Origin of the sequence: Streptomyces gottesmaniae (assembly GCF_031845845.1) — a bacterium.
Taxonomy (GTDB): Bacteria; Actinomycetota; Actinomycetes; order Streptomycetales; family Streptomycetaceae; genus Streptomyces; species Streptomyces akebiae.
In genome coordinates this window covers 1-19,638 of the sequence record NZ_JAVRFJ010000050.1, presented here as the reverse complement: position 1 = coordinate 19,638, position 19,638 = coordinate 1, and the positions used below count along the sequence as shown (strand labels likewise).

Here is a 19,638-nt window from a genome sequence, read left to right as displayed (position 1 = left end):
CCGTGGTGAATGACTGGTGTGACGACCTGCGTACGAGGCGGCCGCCCCTACGCCGTCTTCTCGATCAGGTCCCAGAGGGCGACCTGAGGCTTCTCGCCGTACAGCTCCTCGATCTGGGAGAACCCCACGGACGAGGTGATGTTGATCTCGGTGACGTGATCGTCGATGACGTCGATGCCGCAGATGTAGATCCCCCGCTCGACCAGCTTCGGCCCCAGCAGTCGTGCGAGCTCCTCCTCGCGCGGGGTGATGGTGGTCCGGTGGATCGAACCGCCCTGCGCGATGTTGGCGATGTAGCTGCCGTGCTTCGGGATCCGGACGAAGGCTCCGGCCACGTCGCCACCGATGAAGAAGATGCGCTTGTCGCCCGCGGTGATGCCGGGCAGGAATGCCTGTGACACGAGCGGGGGGCTGCCCTCGGCCAGTCGAGCCCTGACGAGCTCCCCGTCGAACGCCGTCGAGGTCACCCTCGCGATCCCGCGTCCGCCGTACTCGTAGAGCGGCTTGATGACGACGTCCCGGTGACGGTCGGTGAAGTCGCGGATCTCGTCGACGTCGCGGCTGATCAGGGTGGGCGGCAGGAACTCGGGGAACTCGAGGGGGAAGATCTTCTCCGGGAAGCTGATGATGCTCTCCGGGTCGTTGATGACGAGGACCTGGTCCTTTATCCGGTCCAGCAGGTACAGAGTCGTGAGGTAGGACATGTCGACCGGCGGGTTGGGCCGGAAGTGGATCACGTCCATGTCCGCGAGGTCGACGCGGATGCGTTCCTGAGTGCCGGCCGCTGCGGCGCCCGTGTACCGGCGCGCTTTGGCGATCAGGCGCCCCTCGACCTGGCTCACGGCGGCGGGAAAGACCTCGTGGACCGTGTGGCCTCGCGCGAGCGCCTCGTCGGCGATCCTGGTCGTGTCCTGGGAGGCGTAGGTCCCCAGCTTCTCGGAGATGACGGCGACGGCGAGCGGCATGGCACCTTCCTGTTCATGGGGACACCCTGACGTGTCCGGGGGCTCCGGTGGGCGGGCGTGTACGTCGCCGTGCCCCCGGCCCATCGGGATGGGTGAGCTCGTAGCGCCTCAGGCAGGGTCGAAGGCCAGCTTGAGCTCGGGGTACCAGGTCTCCTGGATGTTCTGGATGTAGCGACCCAGGTTCGGGATCGTCCGCACGAAGTCGGTGATCTCCGGGTGCATGCCGCGGGCCTGGAAGAACGCCTGCGTGAAGCCGAACAGCGTTGCGTCGTAGGAGCTCGGGGCGCCGTTGCCGAGGAGGAAGCGTTTCTCGCCCAGGATGACCGAGATGGACTCGAAGTCCTTCTTGGCCTTGTCGACGATCTCCGCATGGGTGTACCGCGCGATGCCCTGGTCGTAGCAGCGCTTGCGGAAGTCGTCGCGGCGCACCCGGACGGCCTCCTGGACGTCGGCCGGCAGCACCGACGTGTCGCCGAGCGTGTTGCTGACCAGGAAGTCGAAGCCCTGCTGGTCGAAGAACTCGAAGTAGATGATGATCCAGTAGAGGTGGTCCTCCAGCGCGCGCTTCACGGCGTGGCCGATGGCCTTCTGCTCCTCGGTGAGCTGCGTGTCGGGGTCGGAGACCGTCCGCTTCAGCCAGTCGATGATGAGCTGGGAGTCGGAGATCCTGGTCTCCCCGACGGTGATGTACGGCACCTTCCCACGCGGCCCGACGTCGGGGATGGGCTCGGCGACGACCTTGTGCTTGACGTCGAAGAGGCGGAAGTACGCCTCCAGCTTCGCGACGTACGGCGACAGGCTCGTCATGTAGGCCGCCAACTCGCTCCCGCCGAGCGTCACGCCGTGCAACTCGAACTCGGTGTCGCTGTCGACCTGGAGGTTGTCGTAGGGGTTCTCGTAGAGCGGGTACTGCGTCACTGTCGGCTCCATCGGTAGTGGGCCGGTCTGGGTGGTGCCGGGGACGATCTGGCTACTCATGGGGTCTCCGACTTCTTCAGCGCTTCACTTGCGAACCGAACCACTCGGTTACTATATCCATGATGACATCAATCTGAGCAACCGCGGGAGTCATTCCGTGGCGGCGGACTTTTTCTCAAGGAGGCTTCGATGCCCAGCATGGGACGGCCCCGGTCCTTCGACACCGACGAGGCGCTGGAGGTGGCGATGCGGGTGTTCTGGGCCGAGGGGTACGAGGGTGCCTCGCTCGCCGCGCTGACCGAGGCCATGGGGATCAACCGGCGCAGCGTCTACGCCGCCTTCGGCAACAAGGAGGAGCTGTTCCGCAAGGCCGCCGACCGCTATGTGCAGGGCCCGGGAGCCTTTGTGGCCCCGGCACTTGAGCTGCCCACCGCCCGGCAGGTGGCCGAGGCGATGCTGCACGGAGCCGTCAACGCCCACACCCTCCCTGACTGTCCGCGCGGCTGCCTGCTGGTGCAGTCCGCGCTGGCCGCCGGCCCGGAAAGCGAACCGGTCCGCCGCGACCTGGCCGAACGCCGCGAGGCCGGAGTGGGCGCCCTGCGGAAACGGTTCGAACAAGCCCAGGCCGAGGGCGACCTGCCCGCCACCGCCGACCCGGAAACCCTCGCCCGCTATGTGCACACGGTCGGGCAGGGCCTCGCCGTACAGGCCGCCGGCGGCGCCAGCCGAGAAGACCTGCACCGCGTCGCCGACCAGGCACTCAGCACCTGGCCGAGCGCCTGGCCCGACCACCCGGCCATCACCTGAACGCCCGGCTGAGTCGCATCACTGCAGTCGGTTCACAGGCGTTCCTACAGCACACGCTGACCGCGGCGCTCCACTCCGGAGAGCGCTTCCGGGTGCCGGCGATGATGCGGCTGGAGATCGACTCCGACGGACTCATGGCACGGCTCGAGGAATACTTCGACGCACGCGTGCTCGACAGCCTCGCCGAAGCCTCGTGACGGGCTCCGCGTTCAGCGAGAACGAGAGCGCGCTCCCGTGGCCAGGAACCCGCCTGCCCCGCCGCCGGCACGCCGAAAGGACGGCCCCACGTGGTTCCCGTCATGGTCGGCTTCGCCGTCGACTCGGGGACGACCCGTGTCGACGCGCACGACCTGCCCGACCGCCGCGGCCAGAATCGCTTCCCTCACCGCGACATCGAGAAGAACCCATGGATCGCTCACGTCGTCGGACGCCGTGGTCTCGACCGATCCGTGGGCACCGTACGGCACCCTGCCGGCCGTCGAGGCGGGCGCAACGGGTCAACTGCTCAAGGCCGCCCCCCGCCCGGTCTGCGTGGTTCGCAGTCCCGGGGCTCCTGGCGAGACGAGCCCCTCTCCGCCCGCGAGCGCGAGGTGCCGGCCCGCGGCGCCAGGGGCACGTCCAACCCGGAGCTCGCCCGTGAGCCGCCCGCCTCGCGGGTCGGTCACGGCGACGCGCAGGGTGGTGCCGGTGAGGGACGTCTCCACCCGCGACGGCTGGCTTGGCAAGGGGCGTTCCCATGACAAGCCAACCGGGGCTGGGCGGAGACTAGTTCCCGGGCAGGCGGTGGCCGGCCCGGTACACAGCCCGGATGTCGGTGAGGGCGGAGAGGTCAGCGACGGGGGAGCTGCCGACGACCACCAGGTCCGCGTCCGCGCCGGGCCCCAGCACGCCCTTGCGGCCGGCCCGGCCCACCGCTTCGGCGGCCTCGGTCGTCGCGGACCGCAACACGTCGCGATTGGGCATGCCCAACTCAGCGAGCTGCATCAGCGCGTACGGAAGGACGTGGTGCGGCTTTCCCGGCTCGATGCCTGCGTCGGTGCCGACGACGACCCGTGCGCCCGAGGCGATCACCTTGGTCAAGACGTCGATCAGGGCGTCGATCCGGGCGGCCACGGCAGGTGGGGGCGGCGGTGCCCCCGGCACCCCTCCCAACGTGAGACTGGCGAAGATCCCCTGCTCCACAACCCGGTCGAGCAGGTCGTCCCGCAGTCCGGCACCGTCGTGGGTCATGAAGGTGAAGTGCTCGATGGTGTCGAAGCCGGCGTCGATCACATCCCCGATCGCGTCGGCGGCATGGACGTGCGCGGCCGCGGTGAGCCCGAGACGATGCGCCTCCTCGACGATCAGCCGCAGATCTGCCGGACCGTACTGCTGGTGCAGGGGGCTGGAGCCGGGTGTCATGCTGCCACCGCCGGCCATCACCTTCACCACGTCACATCCACGCTCGGCCCGCTCGCGTACCGCGGCCAGCAGCGCGTCGGCTCCCTCGGCCTCGCCGCCGAGGAAGTGGCAGTGGCCGCCGCGGGTGGTGATCGGCGGACCGGCGGCGATGATCTCGGGGCGCCGGCTGGGCGGCACCTGGTCGCGGAGGGCGAGGGCGAGGTAGTCGCGGTCGCCGAGATCCCGGACCGTGGTGACGCCGGTCCGCAGTGCGGTCGCCGCCGCATTGCGGGCGGTGTCGAGGATGGTGCCGGGGTCGCCGTTCGTGACGTGGGCCACGGCATCCGTGCTCGCGTCCCAGCACAGGTGGACGTGCGTGTCCACCAATCCCGGAAGCAACCATGCCTCCGCCCCGAAATCGGTGACGGTGGCGTACTCGGGTGGGGCCGCTCCCGTGAAGTCCACGTCCCGGATCAGACCGTGCTCGATCAGCACCATGCCAGGCCCTCTGGTCTGGACGCCGTCGAAGACATTCCCGGCTCTGAGTACCTGAAGTTCGCTCAGCATCGCTGTGCTCTTTCTCTTTCGTCCGGAGTGGGCGGACGGCGGCTGTGTGGGGGTGGGCCACGAGAGACTCCGGCTCACCGGCGGCCGAACCATGTCCATCTCTGCCGCCGGGAACCGGATTACGTCCTTTGTCGCAGGTTGTTCAGGGTGGTCAGGTGAATTGACTCCGCCTGGAGCGGGCGGTCAGACAGCGATGCCGCCGTCGACGTTCCAGCTGGTGCCGGTGATGAAGTGGGCTTCGGGGCCGGCGAGATAGGCGACGGCGCTGGCGATGTCGGCGGGCTGGGCGAAGTGGTCGAGCGGCATGAGCTGCTTCAGGGATTCCGCGTACGGGCCGGAGTCGGGGGTCATGTCCGTAGTGGTGGGGCCGGGTTGCACGTTGTTGACGGTGATGCCGCGCGGGCCGAGTTCGCGGGCCAGGCCGCGGGTGAGACCGGCGACGGCGGCCTTGGTCAGGGCGTAGACGGTCGCGCCGGGGAAGTGGACGCGGTCGACGATGACGCTGCCGATGGTGATGATGCGACCGCCCTGGCCGAGGTGGGGGGCGGCGGCCTGGACGGCGCTGAACACGCCCCGGACGTTGACCGCGATGAGCCGGTCGAACTCCTCCAGCGGGAAGTCCTCGATCGGCGCGGCGTGGGAGGTGCCGGCGTTGTTGACGAGGATGTCCAGTGCGCCGAAATGCTGTGTGGTGCGGCTGACCGCGGCCCGGACGGCCTCGTGGTCCGCGTTGTCCGCCCGCACGGCCAGGGCGCCCGTCGCCTCGGCCACGGCGTCGGCCTGGTCCTTGGCGCTGGCGTAGGTGAAGGCGACCTGGGCGCCGTCGGCGGTCAGACGGCGCACGATCGCGGCGCCGATGCCCCGGGAGCCGCCCGTGACCAGGGCGGTCTTGCCGTCGAGGGGCCGCAGGCCGGATCGGGTGGTGCCGGGGGCGGGCTGGGTGCTCACAGAGGGGGGCTCCGATTTCTTCAGTACTGCGCTTTCGAACCGAACCGCTCGGTTACTCTAGCTGTGATGACAGTAACCTGAGCAACCAACAAGATCCATCCCGTGGCTGCGAACGATTCCTCAAGAATCTCCGATGCCCAGCACGGCTGGTGGTGTCCGAGCTGGTCAGCCATGTGGTGCCACGGTGGCGGAGTGACCGGCTTCGGGCTGCGGTCCGGACCAGGCGCCGTCCACGTCGTCGGCTCAGACGAGGGTCTGGTCAGCGGCTTTGAGGGAGGGGCCGTACCGGTTGGCGCCCGGGGAGCTGTCCACCGTCATGCTCACGAGGTACAGGATGGGCCCGACGGCCGGAATCAGGGCGACGAGCATTCTCCACCCGGACTTGCCGGTGTCGTGCAACCGGCGGACCGAGACGCTCAGCATGGGCACGATGAACGGCACCAGGAAGACGCTGAGCAATGGGAGGATCAGCCCGAGGGCCACAGATACGCGTTCGTCGGAGCGGAGCCTTCTTCGGGGCGCGTCGCGGCGCTGGGACGCCGCGACGCGATCGGGGTCCGGCGAGGGGCCGGGTCGGCAGAGCCGGCGCGGTGTCAGGCGCGGGGGAAGCCCTCGGCATCGAGGCGGAAGACGAGCTCGGCCTCGTCGCGCTTGGTGGTGTGCAGCTGCCAGTAGAGGGGCGTGATCTGCTCGGGCTTGGCCGCCTCGACGCCGGGGATGACGGAGACGCCGATCGACGAGTCGATGCCGACGTGGGCGGCCTGGATGCCGGTGCCGTCCAGCTCCTGGTGCAGGTTCATCACCCAGTTGCGCAGCGCCGCTGCGGCGGCGTTGACGTTGGCGACCCGCGGGTCGGGCCAGATCGAACCGGCGCCAGTTGTGTAGAGCAGGGTGCCCGCGCCGGCCTCCCGCATCGCCGGCAGTACCGCCTGAGTGGCAGCGATGGCTCCGTAGAGCTGGAAGTTCATCTCGAACTCCACATGAGACGGCTCGGTCTCGGCCGGAGCGGTCAGCTTGATGACCCCGAACGACCCCACCGGAGAGTACTCCAGGACATCGATCCCGCCGAACCGCGCGGCGGCGTCCTTGAGCGCCTGGGTGAGCGCGTCGCGGTCGAGCACGTCCGCGGGGAACGCGGCGGCGGTGATGCCCTCGGCAGTGAGCGTGCCGACAAGACCGTCGAGCTTCTCGCGGTTACGGGAGATCAGGGCGACGTCGAAGCCCTGGGAGCCGAAGGTGCGGGCGATGGCCAGGCCCATCTGGGGGCCGGCTCCGACGATGGCGATGCTGGTCACAGCGATCCTCTCCAAAAGCTGGTCGTAGTAAGGAAGACAGCTATCCGGATAGCCCTATCCACATCGAGATCAGGATAGGTCGCTCCGGTTCACTGCCGCCACCGTACCACCGAAAATGGATAGGGCAATCCGATTGCTGGGCTCTCCGGTATGCCCCTGCCGTCCAGCAGCCTGACGGCCCCGCCGCCCAGCCCTTGCAGCGACGCCGAGCGCAACCGGGAGCGGATCGCCGCCGCGGCGCGCAAGGTTTCGCGCGTGATGGTCTGGGTGCCTCGATGGCGTCCGTGGCCGGTGAGGCGGGGGTGGGGATCGCGACCATGTTCCGGCGCTTCCCCGTGAAGGAGGAGCTGGTCGACGCCGTCTTCATCGACCACGTGGACGTCTACGGCGATGCCGTCGCCGTCGCCCTGGAGGACTCCGACCCCTGGCGCGGGTACGTCGATTACATCGAGGCTGCCTGGGCGATGCGGGCCGTTGACAGCGGTTTCGTCGACGTCCTGATCACGACTTTCCCCCCTGCCAAGGCCCTGGAGCGCCGCCGCAACGAGGCCTACCAGGGCATGGTGGAACTCATCCACCGGGCCAAGGCGACGGGCCGGCTGCGCGAGAACTTCGACTCCTCGGACCTGGTACTGCTGCACATGGCCAACGCCGGTGTCCTCAACGCCACCGGCGACGCCGCCCCGACGGCTGGCGCCGCGTCGTCGTCCTGCTGGTCCAGTCCTACGAGGGCCCCGGCCCGCGAACCCCTGCCCGCCTCGCCCGAGCATGATGCCCTCTACAGGGCCGTGCTCCGCGCCGTCCGGCGGCCGTTGCGGAGCCGGAGCCGGAGCCGGAGCCGGAGCCGGAGCCGGAGCCGGAGCCGGAGCCGGAGTCGGAGCCGGAGTCGGAGCCGGATCCGGGTGACACCTGACCCAGGGGCGGGAGCAGCCGTCTCGTGGTGCGTGGGCGTCCACCTTCGCCGCCGCTACGAGGGCCTGCGGCTCATCGTGGAGCGCGCCGGGCGTTATTACGCCGTGCCGATCGGTGGTGGGAATTGTGCTGGTAGAGCATCGAGGGGCCAGGTCCCGGCCGAAGGGGACGCGGGTGAACCCGTAGTAGCCCTGGACACGGTTGTTCAAGGAATCCTCCTGGGACAGGGGCAGAACTCCGCCTGGGGCGGCGACAAGTTCGGCCGATTCGTCGGCCGTGGCCCGCTGTCCGAGCCGGGCGGCGAGACGGACCGCGCGCACAGCGGAGCGGACGGCGGGAGCGTGGAGGGCGTCGGCGGCGTGTTCGGCCCGGTGGCAGCAGACCTCCGCACGTGCTGGAGATGCCCGCCCGGGTCGTCGCGGAGGCTCTGAGCCATCACCACTGGCTCGAGCCGTACCAGCGTGACCGTTCAGGCTCTTCCGGCTGCCCCCGGCCGGTGCGGGCGGCGAAGGTGGTTACCGGAGATGACGGAGCCGATGCCGCATCCCGCGGGTCGGGAGCCATAGTGGAGAATGGCGGCCATGAGTGAGAACGTCTATTTCCAGGTTTCCGCGAACGGTGAGGATCTCGGCCGCATCGTCTTCCGGCTGTTCGACGACGTCGTGCCGAAGACCGCCCGCAACTTCCGTGAGCTGGCCACCGGCCAGAACGGGTTCGGCTACAAGGGTGCGCCCTTCCACCGGGTCATCACCGAGTTCATGCTGCAGGGTGGCGACTTCACCCACGGCAACGGCACGGGTGGCAAGAGCATCTACGGTGAGAAGTTCGCCGACGAGAACTTCCAGCTCAAGCACGACCGGCCGTTCCTGCTGAGCATGGCCAACGCGGGTCCGAACTCCAACGGCTCGCAGTTCTTCATCACCACTGTGGTGACCCCGTGGCTCGACGGCAAGCACGTCGTCTTCGGCGAGGTCGTCGAGGGCACGGACATCGTCAAGACGATCGAGGCGCTCGGCAGCTCCTCCGGCGCTACCAAGAAGAAGATCGTCATTGAGGAGAGCGGCGTCGTCCCCAGCGTCTGATCATCGTTCGTTCGGGGCGCCTGTCCAGCGCCCCGAACGGATGTCCACGTGCGCATGCACCACGGCGCCCTGTGGCCTACTGGGCGCGGCAGGCGGTCCGGGGTTGCCGAAGAGCGCGACGCCGCCGGGGGAGAGGCCGGGCCGGGCGCGGTACCAGCGGGCCGTCAGCCAGTTGTGCGTACTGGTTCAGGGCCTCGGCCAGGTGGGGCGAGCCGAGCCGAGCCGAGCTTCGCGGCTCGTGGTTCGGACGCGGTTGTCGGTCAGTCGTCATGGACCGACAGCGGACGGCAGCCGACCTGGATGATCGAGCCCGCCCGTGGCCTGCCCGAAGTCCCCGAAACCACCGGGGTAGCGGTCGTCGTACGGCCGCCGGCGGATGCCGCCTGGGTCGTCGGCGACCCGGGAGCCGACGACGGTATGTTCCCACTCCCGGAAGTAGTGGGGGATTGGTGAGTGCGAGGTAGTCCGACAATGCGGCGAGGTAGTCCGACAATGCCTCGCCCGTCGTCCGGGACTGCTTCTCGCGCAGACCGTTGGCATCGTGCAGGCCGCCGACCAGCCGGTTTGTCAGACCGTGCCTGGACTCGTGGCGGACGAAGTCCGCGTCCTTGGCCGTGTGCCTACCGGTTCTGGCGACCAGACCCATGTTCATCTCTGAAGGCCCGTTACAACTGCAGCGTCGGCTCCAGCCCCCTCTCCAAGCGTCAGCCGACGCCCGCGCGAGGGAGACCGCTCCGATGGCTCGGTGGCAGTTGCGTGCCCTCCTGCGGGCGCGTGGCGGCCATCGTGGACACCCTTGGTACGGGACCTGATGGCGGCCGGTAGCAAAGTCGGTCCAGGGAAAGCACCCGCCCACGAACGGCTGCGCATCCTTGCCTCCTGGGCCACCGACCAGCGCCTGTTCCCCTCGCAACCACTCAGCTGACTGCTGACTGCGTCGGACCGGTACATGGCCGGTCGCGGTCGTTCGGCCATTCCACAAGGCGGGCAGTTGCTCCACGAGCGTCCACAGTCAGGGGCTGTCGGGGTGACGTCCGCTGTCCCCGCGCAGGTGCGCGGCGGCGAGGGGGGAAGAGGTAGACGCGCTGGTCCTCACCGCGTCGGAGGACGTCGGCGAGGGTTTCCGGGACCGGCGCGGACGTCCGAAGCCGGTCCCGGAAACCCTCGTTCAAGGCGGGAGTTCTTTCGTACCCCTGTGTCCGGGTACCCGCCGTCGAGCGGAACGACGTCCAGCGAGCCGTCGATCGTCCATCACAGGGAGCTGCCATGGAACCGCACGACGCTGCCCCAGGCCATGACACCGTCCCCGTGGCCCTGATCACCGGATCCGACTCCGGGATCGGCCGCGCGACCGCCGTTCGGCTGGCCGAGGCCGGCATGGACATCGGCATCACGTGGCACAGCGATCAGGAAGGGGCACGGCAGACGGCGGAAGAGGTACGCCGGACCGGGCGCCATGCGGAGACGGAGCATCTGGACCTCACTCGACTTCCGGAGGCCGCGGACGTGATCGACCGGCTGGCCGAGCGGCTCGGCAGGGTCGACGTGCTGGTCAACAACTCGGGGATCGGCACCATGACGCCCTTCCTCGACCTGGATCTCAGTACGGTGCGCCAAGTCATCGATGTGGATCTGCTGGGGCCTTTCCTGTGTGCCCAGCGCGCCGCCCGCCGCATGATCGCCCAAGGGGGCGGCGGTCGGATCATCAACGTGACCAGCGTCCACGAGCACCAGCCGCGGGTGGGCGCGGCACCGTACTGCGCGGCCAAGGGCGGCCTCGGGCTCCTCACCCAGGTCATGGCGCTCGAACTGGCCGAGCACGGGATCACGGTCAACTCCGTCGCTCCGGGAGAGATCGCCACCCCGATGACCGGCCAGGAGGACACGGACGTCACCTCCGAACGGCGGCCCGGCGTGCCACTGGGCCGCCCGGGCGATGCCCGTGAGGTCGCGGCCGTGATCGCCTTCCTCGCCGGAGAGGACGCGTCGTATGTCACGGGCGCCTCCTGGGCGGTGGACGGAGGGATGCTGCGGATGGGACCGCAGGCCGGCAGCCATCTCCCCGACGACGGCTGGCGGCGCCCGTGAGCGTGCGCGGGAAGCGTCACACGCTTATCCGCCGTCGGCCCAGACCTTGGACATGCTTGGGTGGTTCGCAGCCACGTCGTTGAGCAGGAGCTTGCCGCCGGTGGTGTCCTGCGCGTTCGCGGTGGTGATGACGACGGTCGGCACGAGGTCGAGCGTGTCCGTGATCAGGTGCCGTTTGCATCCCTTGATCTTCTTGCCGGCGTCGATGCCCTGGCTGGTCTCGGCCACGTTGGTCGAGGTCTTCACGCTCTGCGCGTCGATCACGGCCGCGGTCGGCTCGGCACTTCTCTGACAGGGTGGGTGACCTGCCGGTTTCCGAGTCACCCTGCGAGGACGAGGTCGGCCAGGCGGGCGATGCCGAGCATGGCGGGGTGAACGCCATCGCTTTTCAGTCGGCAGTCGCGAAGCATCTTCCAGCCCCACAGGTTGGCCCGCGCCAGTATGCCGCGACCAGCAGGACCCGGTCTTCCAGCGGCAGGCTCCACGGCCGGCCCTCGCGGACGGGGTCCGCTCCCTCGCGCCGCAACGCGGTGATCAGCTTGCCGAAGTGGCGCGAGCTCAGAAGCCGCATCTCTCCGCTCTTGGAACGTGTGGATCGAACAGAGATCCTTGTCGGGTGTCCTATCGGCGATACGCGCATGAAGTCGGGGGCGAGTGCCCGTTTGTGATCGTTGCGAGATGAGTTGAGGGGGCTTTCAGTTCAGATCGGGGCTAGCCTGACGGGCCCTGCTCGCTCGATGGTGAGGAGAGTAAGTGCCCACTCTGATCAACGCTGTTGATGTCCGTCCACGCGTGTCCTACAGGACCATCCAGATCGGCCCCATCTTCTTCGAACAAGCGCCGGCGGAGGACGACATTGTCCAGATCCCGGGGGAAGGCTGGAGGCTTACCTCCAGCGACAACGACTTTTACCCTTTGGTGCGTTTAGAGGTGTGGAACGGGCCCGCTGCTGAGCCATCAGGCTCTTGGGAGTATGAACGGGCTTTTCATTCTCCGATGGCAGATCACCTCGCGGTGGTCGACTTGGGCGGGGTCTGCTACGGCGAGATCCAGCTGCGGCCGGGGCGCTATCACCTGCGTTTACTCTGCCGAGGGCGAGATCATGTTGAGGCTTCGCTGGCACTCGATCCCTTCCCGCCGGAAGGGCCGCACGAGGATCCCCTTGAGGTGTGGGTTGTCCAGATGTGGCCTCATGCCGACTGAGGAGCCGCCCCTCAACCGATTTTGGAACGTGTGGAACGAACAGAGTTCCTGAGCGGGTGATCTTCCGGCGATACGCGCATGAAGGCAGGGCCTCCCGGTAGCTCGGGGGTGCGATCCCATTCCGAGCGGTTCCCCGAGGCCCTGTTGCCGTTGTTGTACGCCCCCGAGCCCGTCGACTCCAACTTCGCCGACGTCGCAACAAGGTCCAGCTCTACCGCGATCTCCTTGGTCCGAAGCGGCCCCTGCCCCGTGGACCGCCGGTGTTCCAGCACGCCCAGAATCCGCTGACAGTCCGGCGCCAGAACCGTCACCGGCAGTCCTTCCCGCCAGGGCGGCACCATCGAGCCCGGCACCGGCGCGAGCGACGGCGCCGCTTCCTCCTCCGCCTCGGTCGTGGTCACGGCAGTGGAGTCGGCCGCAGCAACTGCAAGGGCTGCGACCAGTTCCTCCCGCGCGATCACCGCCGGTCCAGCTCGATCTCCGCGGCCTCCAACACCTCAGCCAGCCGCGCGACTTCCTTCCGCAAGCCCTCCACGCCCGGGCAGCCGCCACCCGCTCCTTCAGCGTTCCCAGCACCGACGCCGCCGCGCACCCCCGACCATGAAGCGGACACAAGACGTCGCGACGCTCCCACAACCAGAGCGAAACCACGCCTGACCAGAAGGAATCCACGCATCACGTCGGTTGAGATACGGCTTCTCAGGTGGCGTGGCTGGTCTGGTCGTAGGGCTGGTGGACCTCGCGTGCGGTGAGGAAGGCGCGAACCTCCCTCCCCTACCCGAGCGGGGGTTGCCCTCGTGGGGTTCCACCGTACGCGGGTCGTGCCGGTGAGGGCGTGGGTGCGCGCCATCGAGCGTGAGGCAGCCGGCCGGGTGGGGAAGCCCAGCTGTCCAGATGCCGGGGCCGGTCTCGTACTCCCAGAGGGACGAGACCGACATGTCCCTGGTCAGCGTTGATTCCACCACCACGTGGGCTCATCACGATGCGGCGGGCCTGTGGGTCAGCGAGGAGACCCTGGCCGCGATCGAGGAGGCAGCCTCTCAAAAGGGGGAGCGCCCGAAGGACAAGGCGGGCCAGACGGCGCAAACGATCCGGTCCAGGACCAACGGCGACGCATCCGCCGAAGACGGCGGTCCCGGCTGAAGGCCGCACTGCTCGGCCGGTCCCGCGGCGGACTGACCAGCAAAATCCACCTGGCCGCCGACCGGCGCTGCCGACCGATGGCGCTGGTCTATTTGGATCGGGCTCTGCCGCTGTTTCGCTGGACAGGGAGCGGGGTGATCTTCTAATGGACGTCGAGTAGGAATAGCTGCGTCCGTTCGCCGGCACGGTTCCCGGCTTCGGCGTCGGAATGAGTTTTCACCCCCGCGAAACCGGTTGGTGAGGGTGCAGCTGGCAGTGGTGTCCCTGTTCGGCTGTACATTCGGTTCCGCCTCTTGGAGGCTGCCCGCGCCAACTTTGCTCTGGCGGTAGGCACCCGGACAGCGCTATGCACCCTTGGTGCCCTCAAGTGCCGCAGGAGTAATCGTGAACAAATGGACAGCCTGTGGGGCCATCGCAGCGGGGGCAGTGCTACTCGGCCTTTATCTGCTCGAGGTCCTTGCGTCCCCTTACTCGATCTTCGCCGTCCTGGCCGGAACAGGCTTGCTCGTCGATGGGGTGCGCAGGATCTATCAGCTCCGACGTCCTCAGGGGTTCCAGAACTCCTAGGACATGCCTGGTTGATCATGTGACTCCGCGTGGCCGTGTCGTTGATGTGGACATGGGGCGGGGCGATCTGACGGATGCCGAGTGGGAACGGCTACGGCCGTTCCCCTGGTGTGGACCGGCGTGCAGTGGCGTCACCTTCCCGAGCGGTTCGGGCCATGGAAAACGGTCTATGAACGCCATCGCCTGTGGTCGGCCGATGGAACCTGGGAACGCCTGCTCCAGCAGGTCCAGGCCGAGGCCGACGCTGCCGGAGAGATCGACTGGAACATCTCGGTCGACTCCACCATCGTGCGAGCACATCAGCGCGCCCCGGCGCCCGCACCGAACCACCACCGGTACCCGCCTCAAAGGGGGACGCAGCAGCAGAACCAGGGCGGAACACCGTGGCAGAGCCTCGTCGCCCGCCTGATGGAGATGGTGCAGGAGGTGAGGGCCTGGGCCGTTCACGGGGTGGGTGCGCCAGCAAGCCTCACCTGAGCGCGGACGGCCGCTGCCGCCCGCTCTCTCTGATCATCACACCAGGACAGCGCGCGGACTGTACCCAGTTCAAGCCCGTGTTGGAGGAGATGCGTGTCCGCGCATCGGGCCCGGGTAGACCGCGCAGGAAGCCTGACAGCCTCGCGGCGGACAAGGCGTACAGCAATGGCCCTTGCCGTGAGTACCTGCGGCGCCGGGGTATCCGGCACACGATTCCGGAGAAGACCGACAGTCAGGCAACCCGACTGCGCAGAGGGTCGCACAGCCGGACAAAGTCCTAGCTGTTGCGGGCCATGAGGTTGTTGACGGTGTGGCCAGGGATCAAGGTGTCCCGAGCAGCGTCGCGACGGCTGCCCGTGCATGACGGGCTGGAGTCGGGTCGCCACTGATGCCGGCTGTCACGATGGCTCCTTCGGCAAGTAGGAAAACCGGTTCAGCCACTGGCAGCCCGATGGCGTGGACCCACCGCGCGATCTGATCGTGGAATCCCTGCTTGTGCGACCGGACTTCGGCGAACACCGCCTCGGACGATGGGCCGAGCTCGCCGTAGGCGTTGATCCAGGCGCATCCGCGGAAGCCGGGTTCTGCGAACCACTCGGCAAGCCAGTCGAAGATCGCGAGTACGCGCTCGCGGGGATCCAGGACCCGCTCCACGTGGGCGGCCAGGTTTCCCCTCCATCGCTGGTCGCGACGTTTGAGCATCGCCACGACGAGGTCCTCCTTCGCCGCGAAGAACCGGTAGATCCGCTTCAGCGGCAGACCGGATGCCGCACGGATCTCGTCCATCCCGACCGCCTGGATGCCTCGCTCGTAGAAGAGCCTCTCCGCTGCATCGAGCAGTGCTTCGCGGTCCAGGCGGTTCTGCTCGTCACTGATCGGGGCTGGCATGGGGGGCTCCTTGACGTCGAGAACGATCGTTCCCTACCTTAGACCCCGCCGATAGAGAACGCACGTTCTCGATATGAGGAGGTCACAGTGCCGGAAGGTCGCCCGCCCTACCCACCGTTCACACAGGAGACGGCCCTGCAGAAGGTCCAGGCGGCTGAAGATGCCTGGAACACCCGCGATCCCCTCCGAGTGGCACGGGCGTACACGCCGGACTCGACGTGGCGGAACCGGGACACGTTCGTCCATGGCCGCGATGAGATCGTCGCTTTCTTGACGCAGAAGTGGGAGCGCGAACTGGATTACGCGCTGCGCAAGAGCCTCTGGGCGTTCCACGAGGACCGGATAGCCGTCCGCTTCCAGTACGAGTGGCACGACGCGGAAGGCCAGTGGTGGCGCAGTTACGGCAACGAACTGTGGGAGTTCGACGAGGGCGGTCTCATGCGGCGCCGCGAGGCGAGCATCAACGACGTCTCCATCCCTGAGGCCGATCGGCGGATCCGCGGCCCTCGACCCACGGACGAGCACGGAGTCGACTTCCCGCTCCGGTAGCGTCCGCCGCCACGCCGCCCCAAGTCGGTGGGCTCAGGCAGCGCGACCGTCTGAGCCCACCGCGCTCAAGTAGTTGGTGGGAAACCGTGTGCTCCACGCCAACGCGCCCGTGTCCATCGAGGGGTGACGTCGTCTTGCCGAACCCGGCCGAACCCGGCCGATCGCCCATGTCGCAGCCGAGATGGGAATCTCCCGAGCCAGTGCATCGAAGTGGGTCAACCGCTACCACCGGCATGGGGAACTCGCTCTCCCTCGACCGATCCTCCGCCCTGCACAATCAGCCGACCGCTACCCCGGACGCCCTGGTCGCGAGGATCGACGGACTCCGGCGTAGTCACCAGTGGTCAGCCACCCGGATCGACTTCGAGCTCACCCAAGCCGGGACACCGGTCAGCCGTCGCACCGTAAGCCGGCACCTCGCCCACCTCGCCCACCTTGGCCTGAATCGTCGACGGTTCATCGATCCCAACGGTGACTCAACCCACGAGCCCCGTCGAATCGTGGCCGACGGCCTGGTCACATGGTGCACGTTGACGTGAAGAAGATCGGCCGAATCCCCGACGGCGGCGGCTGGCGTGCGCAAGGCTGCGACAGCGACCACGCCCGAGCAGTCGCCAGGAACAAGAAGAAGACCGAGCGCGGCGGCTACGTCTACCTCCACTTCGCCGTCGATGGCTTCAGCCGACTCTCCTACACCGAAGCCCTCCCGGATGAGAAGACCGCGACGGCGATCGCGTTCCTGTACCGGGACCGGACATCGTTGGCTGCCCAGGGAATCGCCCGGATCGAGCGCATCATGACCGACAACGGCGCCTGCTACCGCTGACGCATTCGCGCGTGCCCTTCTGCCGTCGCGTCATCAGCGGAGCACGCCGTACACACCCAGGCACAACGGCAAGGTCGAGAGGTGCAACCGGATCCCGGCCGAAGAGTTCCTGAACGCCCAGCCTTGGTTGTCAGAAGCCCAACGGGCAGAAGCCCAACGGGCAGAAGCCCTCGGGGTCTGGAACATCCACTACAACTACCACCGCCCCACACCTCCGTCGGGTCGCCCTCGCTGCGGTGCGCTCTCGTGCGACGAGCCGGAGTGCGCAGCGGAGTCGGGCGTACGGAGTGATCCGGTGGCGGTGGAGGAGTGGCTGCGCGAGGACACCCAGGAGACCCGGCATCTGCGCTGTCGGCGGAGCTTCGGGGACTGCACGATGCCGGAGCCGCTGGGGGAGGTGCCCCCTGTGGCGACGGTGAGGGTGAACGCCGCCGACGTCTTGCGGAATGTCTGGCTTCGCAAATTCATGCGGGTATTGGACATTCCGGTACTGCCGTTGTCCCTGGTGGAGTTGCGCCCATAGTTACCCGCATGGAGTGACTCGCAGGTCAGCTGTGGCGGTGGAGAAAGGGGTGGCCCGGCCGGAACGCTCCTTCACGCTGGAGCGCGGCGACTCATAGCTTACGAGTTGTCCGAACTGTCACCCAGTGCAGGAGTGAACAGAAATGACACGCATCCGAAGGCTCGCCGCATCCGCCGCGGTCGTGGCCGCGTTGATGGCCGGTACCAGCGCCATCTCCATGACCAGCGCGACGGCGGCCCCGGCTGCCCCGGCAAAGGAATTCGCCCCCACCGCCCTCTACTGCGGGTACCACGGTGCCGTGACCCCGCCCGAGATCGCGTACGGCAGCACCGGAAACGCCGTGCGCGAGGCCCAGTGTCTGCTCCAGTACTGGGGCTTCTACGTCGGCCCGAGCGGTATCGACGGAGACTTCGGCAGCAACACCCGAGCGGCCACCCGCGACTTCCAGGCCACCTGCCGCATAGGCGTCGACGGCCGCATCGGACCCATCACCTGGAACCGCCTCCGCAACGGCTGCTGACCGCATCCGTGCCTCAGTGTCGGCCCCGCGGTCCCCGACCGCGGGCCGACACCTGATCTCCAGGCCACGCACCTCGCACATCAGCGGGAGGGAATCATGTCCGGTACGTTCCGCATGCTGCACGGGCCCCGTCTCCGTCCGGGGCGCGCGGGCCGTCCGGGCCGCGCGGGTCCCGGACTCGCCGCTCTCCTCGCGGTCGTGACGGGCCTCGCGCTGGGCCCGGGCACCGCACCGGCGCTCGCCGGCACCCCCGCGGGGGCCTCCTACGCCGAGCCCGCCGAATGTCCGTGGAGCAGTTCGTCGCATCCCACCGGCTTCCGGATCGGTGACTCCGGTCCCGGCGTCGCCCATCTGCAGTGCCTGCTCGTCCGGCGCGGCTACTCCGTTCCGGACCACGGTGTCTACGACGCGCGGACCCACCAGGCGGTGCTTGAGTTCTGCCGCGCCGAGGGAATCGGCTACGACGGGATTCTCGGCCCGCGCTTCTGGACGGCCCTGCACCGGTGACCCGCGCTCATGACGGGCCCGGCCGTGCCAGCCCCAACGCCTCGCGTACGGCGGTGAGGATCGCCTCCGGGGCCGCGCCCAGGGCTTGACCGCCCTGTTCCACGAGGAAGCCCAGCCCAACACCACGACGACCTCGCCGACACGGTGCGGATCCTCGCCAGCCCCGATGGCGTCGACCGGCTCCCGGCTCCCGGCCGCCGCCGACGCCACCGGCCATACACATAGCGCTCCGCGCGCCATGATGATCGGCCATCGCCATGACGGGCCGGGCAGCGCGCATGTCGCCGCAGCCCGAGCCCTGCCGGGCACGCTGGAACAGGCCCGAGAGGCCATTCGCACCTCCCGGGCCGCCACCCTCGGCATCTTCGACTTCGAGGCGACGCGCTGACCGATGCGACTGTCGGCATCCAGATCCGGCTGGGGCCCGACGGCCGCTGGTTCCCTTCCACCCTGGTAGTGGGTGAGTCCGGTGTAGCGGCTTTCGGGGCCAGGCGCTGTTCGGTGAGGAATGCGTGGGCGGCGGTGGCCAGGGTGATGTGGTGGTGCCGGCCCTTCCAGGAGCGGCTCTCACATGGTCCGGGTCGAGATCGTGTTTGAGTTCGCGGTGGTCGTGCTCCCGTCTTGGACCGGTCGCAGCTCAGAATCTTGTCCCTGCTCCGGGCCGGCTGGCTCAGATGATGTTCAGCCGCCGTGCCTCGCGCATCCACGAAGGGAACTCGGACAGCAGCCTGTCGTAGAGCTCCGCATCGGGTACGCCGCTGATGTCGTCGACGGCGAAGAACCCCACGTTGTCGACGCGCCGGCCCGGCAGGGTGTCGAACCGCTCCAGCACGCCGTAGTCGGAGCGCCCCAGTCCGACGAACTGCCAGAAGACCGGTTCGTCCACCGCCTCCCGCAGCTCGGCCTCTATCTCCTTGTTTCGGTAGACGCCGCCGTCGGAGAAGAAGAGCACCAGCGTGGGGGCTGCCGCCGGGTGCTCACGGACGTACGTCCGCACCTCGGCGATCAGCTTCTGCTCCTCGTTCTGAATTCCGACCGCGCGCATGTCCACCTGCCCCGGCAGCAGGCCCTTCCGCGGCTTCTTGCGCCGGAACAACGTCAGTTCACCGACCCGGACATGACGCTGCAGCCACTCCGGCAGGTCACCTAGGGTGAGGTCCGGCAGCCGGGCCGGATTCGACGCGAACGTCCATGCCTGCATCTCACCGTCGTCGTCGAGCTGCGCGGCCACCGCGGCCATCCGCTCCACGACGTCGGCCACGACACCCTTCGAATACAGGAACGACATCGACCCGGAGGCGTCCAGGACCAAGATGACGCGCGCGGTCACTCCCGCCGCCCCGTGCTTGCGCAGACTGACGGCCACCTGCTCCTTGCGCAGGGAGAACCGCTTGCGCATGTCCACCGGCAACTGCTCCTCGCCCTTGACGAGACGCGGGGCGGGGGTGATCGGGGCGCGGGGCGGGGTGGGAG

General features: G+C 68.3%; 21 protein-coding genes and 6 pseudogenes. 13 read left to right on the top strand and 14 right to left on the bottom strand.

The genetic code is table 11. From position 1 onward, the window contains the following. Positions 1-47: 47 nt before the first annotated feature. The gene (locus tag RM704_RS39000; protein ID WP_052145856.1) at positions 48-965 is read right to left on the bottom strand and encodes an ATP-grasp domain-containing protein; all 918 of its coding nucleotides are present in this window, start codon (positions 963-965) and stop codon (positions 48-50) included. Between the two features lie 108 nt (positions 966-1,073). Beyond that, entirely contained in the window at positions 1,074-1,943 is an 870-nt protein-coding gene (locus RM704_RS38995) for a glutathione S-transferase family protein (protein WP_078936974.1), read from the bottom strand. A 129-nt stretch (positions 1,944-2,072) separates the two neighbouring features. Between RM704_RS38995 and RM704_RS38990 the strand changes: the two genes are divergently transcribed. Beyond that, positions 2,073-2,690 (top strand): TetR/AcrR family transcriptional regulator, encoded by a 618-nt coding sequence (locus tag RM704_RS38990; RefSeq protein WP_033525607.1) that lies wholly within the window; start codon positions 2,073-2,075, stop codon positions 2,688-2,690. 465 nt (positions 2,691-3,155) lie between these two features. Next, positions 3,156-3,331 (top strand): annotated as a pseudogene (locus RM704_RS38985) (DNA-binding response regulator); the annotation flags it as partial. A gap of 124 nt (positions 3,332-3,455) precedes the next feature. Here RM704_RS38985 and RM704_RS38980 read toward each other — a convergent pair. The 4 genes from RM704_RS38980 to RM704_RS38965 form a co-directional block, all read right to left on the bottom strand. Next, positions 3,456-4,637: an amidohydrolase family protein gene (locus RM704_RS38980; protein ID WP_033525608.1), complete on the bottom strand. Its 1,182-nt coding sequence runs from the start codon at positions 4,635-4,637 to the stop codon at positions 3,456-3,458. A 183-nt stretch (positions 4,638-4,820) separates the two neighbouring features. Next, a complete protein-coding gene (locus RM704_RS38975; RefSeq protein WP_107072229.1) occupies positions 4,821-5,585 on the bottom strand; it encodes a 3-oxoacyl-ACP reductase family protein in 765 nt (254 codons plus the stop codon). Between the two features lie 243 nt (positions 5,586-5,828). Continuing rightward, on the bottom strand, positions 5,829-6,026 hold the full coding sequence (locus tag RM704_RS38970; protein ID WP_157856646.1) for a DUF805 domain-containing protein: 198 nt from the start codon (positions 6,024-6,026) through the stop codon (positions 5,829-5,831). Between the two features lie 152 nt (positions 6,027-6,178). After that, positions 6,179-6,880: an SDR family NAD(P)-dependent oxidoreductase gene (locus RM704_RS38965; RefSeq protein ID WP_033525609.1), complete on the bottom strand. Its 702-nt coding sequence runs from the start codon at positions 6,878-6,880 to the stop codon at positions 6,179-6,181. A 275-nt stretch (positions 6,881-7,155) separates the two neighbouring features. On the opposite strand from RM704_RS38965, the gene RM704_RS38960 reads away from it, so the two are divergent. Together RM704_RS38960 and RM704_RS38955 are read left to right on the top strand one after the other, a co-directional pair. Further along, positions 7,156-8,223: a TetR/AcrR family transcriptional regulator gene (locus RM704_RS38960; RefSeq protein ID WP_311592584.1), complete on the top strand. Its 1,068-nt coding sequence runs from the start codon at positions 7,156-7,158 to the stop codon at positions 8,221-8,223. Positions 8,224-8,373: 150 nt separating this feature from the next. Then, positions 8,374-8,874, top strand: coding sequence for a peptidylprolyl isomerase (locus tag RM704_RS38955; RefSeq protein ID WP_033525610.1), 501 nt, complete (start codon positions 8,374-8,376; stop codon positions 8,872-8,874). Positions 8,875-8,950: 76 nt separating this feature from the next. On the opposite strand, the gene RM704_RS45235 is transcribed toward RM704_RS38955, so the two are convergent. Further along, on the bottom strand, positions 8,951-9,520 hold the full coding sequence (locus RM704_RS45235; RefSeq protein WP_369015711.1) for a M36 family metallopeptidase: 570 nt from the start codon (positions 9,518-9,520) through the stop codon (positions 8,951-8,953). 620 nt (positions 9,521-10,140) lie between these two features. Between RM704_RS45235 and RM704_RS38950 the strand changes: the two genes are divergently transcribed. Then, positions 10,141-10,962 (top strand): SDR family oxidoreductase, encoded by an 822-nt coding sequence (locus RM704_RS38950; protein WP_052145857.1) that lies wholly within the window; start codon positions 10,141-10,143, stop codon positions 10,960-10,962. 24 nt (positions 10,963-10,986) lie between these two features. Here the strand turns inward: RM704_RS38950 and RM704_RS38945 are convergent, their stop codons facing one another. Further along, positions 10,987-11,226, bottom strand: coding sequence for a transposase (locus RM704_RS38945; protein WP_438828978.1), 240 nt, complete (start codon positions 11,224-11,226; stop codon positions 10,987-10,989). 169 nt (positions 11,227-11,395) lie between these two features. Further along, positions 11,396-11,533: pseudogene (locus RM704_RS38935) on the bottom strand (IS5/IS1182 family transposase); the annotation flags it as partial. 182 nt (positions 11,534-11,715) lie between these two features. On the opposite strand from RM704_RS38935, the gene RM704_RS38930 reads away from it, so the two are divergent. Continuing rightward, entirely contained in the window at positions 11,716-12,165 is a 450-nt protein-coding gene (locus RM704_RS38930) for a hypothetical protein (RefSeq protein ID WP_157856647.1), read from the top strand. Positions 12,166-12,176: 11 nt separating this feature from the next. On the opposite strand, the gene RM704_RS38925 is transcribed toward RM704_RS38930, so the two are convergent. Next, positions 12,177-12,566: a hypothetical protein gene (locus RM704_RS38925; protein WP_157856648.1), complete on the bottom strand. Its 390-nt coding sequence runs from the start codon at positions 12,564-12,566 to the stop codon at positions 12,177-12,179. A 529-nt stretch (positions 12,567-13,095) separates the two neighbouring features. On the opposite strand from RM704_RS38925, the pseudogene RM704_RS38920 reads away from it, so the two are divergent. Then, positions 13,096-13,397, top strand: a pseudogene (locus tag RM704_RS38920) (hypothetical protein); the annotation flags it as partial. A gap of 530 nt (positions 13,398-13,927) precedes the next feature. After that, positions 13,928-14,609, top strand: a pseudogene (locus tag RM704_RS38915) (IS5 family transposase); the annotation flags it as partial. A 64-nt stretch (positions 14,610-14,673) separates the two neighbouring features. Here the strand turns inward: RM704_RS38915 and RM704_RS38910 are convergent. Continuing rightward, positions 14,674-15,240 carry a TetR/AcrR family transcriptional regulator gene (locus RM704_RS38910; protein ID WP_033525613.1) on the bottom strand — a complete coding sequence of 189 codons (567 nt, stop codon included), beginning with the start codon at positions 15,238-15,240 and terminating at the stop codon, positions 14,674-14,676. Between the two features lie 87 nt (positions 15,241-15,327). Here RM704_RS38910 and RM704_RS38905 point away from each other — a divergent pair, with 87 nt between their 5' ends. Both RM704_RS38905 and RM704_RS38900 read left to right on the top strand, forming a co-directional pair. Continuing rightward, the gene (locus tag RM704_RS38905) at positions 15,328-15,789 is read left to right on the top strand and encodes a nuclear transport factor 2 family protein (RefSeq protein ID WP_033525614.1); all 462 of its coding nucleotides are present in this window, start codon (positions 15,328-15,330) and stop codon (positions 15,787-15,789) included. Positions 15,790-15,877: 88 nt separating this feature from the next. After that, positions 15,878-16,841 (top strand): annotated as a pseudogene (locus RM704_RS38900) (IS481 family transposase); the annotation flags it as partial. Here RM704_RS38900 and RM704_RS38895 read toward each other — a convergent pair. Beyond that, positions 16,811-17,083 (bottom strand): hypothetical protein, encoded by a 273-nt coding sequence (locus tag RM704_RS38895; protein ID WP_157856651.1) that lies wholly within the window; start codon positions 17,081-17,083, stop codon positions 16,811-16,813. The pseudogene RM704_RS38900 and the gene RM704_RS38895 sit on opposite strands and share 31 nt — an antisense overlap. Before the next feature lie 197 nt (positions 17,084-17,280). Between RM704_RS38895 and RM704_RS38890 the strand changes: the two genes are divergently transcribed. The 3 genes from RM704_RS38890 (at position 17,281) to RM704_RS38880 (ending at position 18,553) form a co-directional block, all read left to right on the top strand. Then, on the top strand, positions 17,281-17,658 hold the full coding sequence (locus RM704_RS38890; RefSeq protein ID WP_033525615.1) for a peptidoglycan-binding domain-containing protein: 378 nt from the start codon (positions 17,281-17,283) through the stop codon (positions 17,656-17,658). A 96-nt stretch (positions 17,659-17,754) separates the two neighbouring features. Continuing rightward, the gene (locus tag RM704_RS38885; protein WP_078936978.1) at positions 17,755-18,165 is read left to right on the top strand and encodes a peptidoglycan-binding protein; all 411 of its coding nucleotides are present in this window, start codon (positions 17,755-17,757) and stop codon (positions 18,163-18,165) included. Between the two features lie 85 nt (positions 18,166-18,250). Then, positions 18,251-18,553 (top strand): hypothetical protein, encoded by a 303-nt coding sequence (locus RM704_RS38880; protein ID WP_033525616.1) that lies wholly within the window; start codon positions 18,251-18,253, stop codon positions 18,551-18,553. A gap of 25 nt (positions 18,554-18,578) precedes the next feature. Here RM704_RS38880 and RM704_RS38875 read toward each other — a convergent pair. Together RM704_RS38875 and RM704_RS38870 are read right to left on the bottom strand one after the other, a co-directional pair. Next, positions 18,579-18,787: pseudogene (locus RM704_RS38875) on the bottom strand (IS701 family transposase); the annotation flags it as partial. Between the two features lie 48 nt (positions 18,788-18,835). Further along, positions 18,836-19,638 (bottom strand): vWA domain-containing protein (locus tag RM704_RS38870; RefSeq protein ID WP_311592574.1); only part of this gene is annotated, 803 nt, incomplete at its 5' end.

What these genes read in the sequence shown, in the direction of transcription:
- RM704_RS38995 (WP_078936974.1), bottom strand. Translation starts at nt 1,943, where the DNA reads ATGAGTAGCCAGATCGTCCCCGGCACCACCCAGACCGGCCCACTACCG.
- RM704_RS38990 (WP_033525607.1), top strand. Translation starts at nt 2,073, where the DNA reads ATGCCCAGCATGGGACGGCCCCGGTCCTTCGACACCGACGAGGCGCTG.
- RM704_RS38890 (WP_033525615.1), top strand. Translation starts at nt 17,281, where the DNA reads ATGACACGCATCCGAAGGCTCGCCGCATCCGCCGCGGTCGTGGCCGCG.
- RM704_RS45235 (WP_369015711.1), bottom strand. Translation starts at nt 9,520, where the DNA reads ATGGGTCTGGTCGCCAGAACCGGTAGGCACACGGCCAAGGACGCGGAC.
- RM704_RS38950 (WP_052145857.1), top strand. Translation starts at nt 10,141, where the DNA reads ATGGAACCGCACGACGCTGCCCCAGGCCATGACACCGTCCCCGTGGCC.
- RM704_RS39000 (WP_052145856.1), bottom strand. Translation starts at nt 965, where the DNA reads ATGCCGCTCGCCGTCGCCGTCATCTCCGAGAAGCTGGGGACCTACGCC.
- RM704_RS38960 (WP_311592584.1), top strand. Translation starts at nt 7,156, where the DNA reads ATGGCGTCCGTGGCCGGTGAGGCGGGGGTGGGGATCGCGACCATGTTC.
- RM704_RS38895 (WP_157856651.1), bottom strand. Translation starts at nt 17,083, where the DNA reads ATGAATTTGCGAAGCCAGACATTCCGCAAGACGTCGGCGGCGTTCACC.
- RM704_RS38980 (WP_033525608.1), bottom strand. Translation starts at nt 4,637, where the DNA reads ATGCTGAGCGAACTTCAGGTACTCAGAGCCGGGAATGTCTTCGACGGC.
- RM704_RS38885 (WP_078936978.1), top strand. Translation starts at nt 17,755, where the DNA reads ATGTCCGGTACGTTCCGCATGCTGCACGGGCCCCGTCTCCGTCCGGGG.
- RM704_RS38955 (WP_033525610.1), top strand. Translation starts at nt 8,374, where the DNA reads ATGAGTGAGAACGTCTATTTCCAGGTTTCCGCGAACGGTGAGGATCTC.
- RM704_RS38910 (WP_033525613.1), bottom strand. Translation starts at nt 15,240, where the DNA reads ATGCCAGCCCCGATCAGTGACGAGCAGAACCGCCTGGACCGCGAAGCA.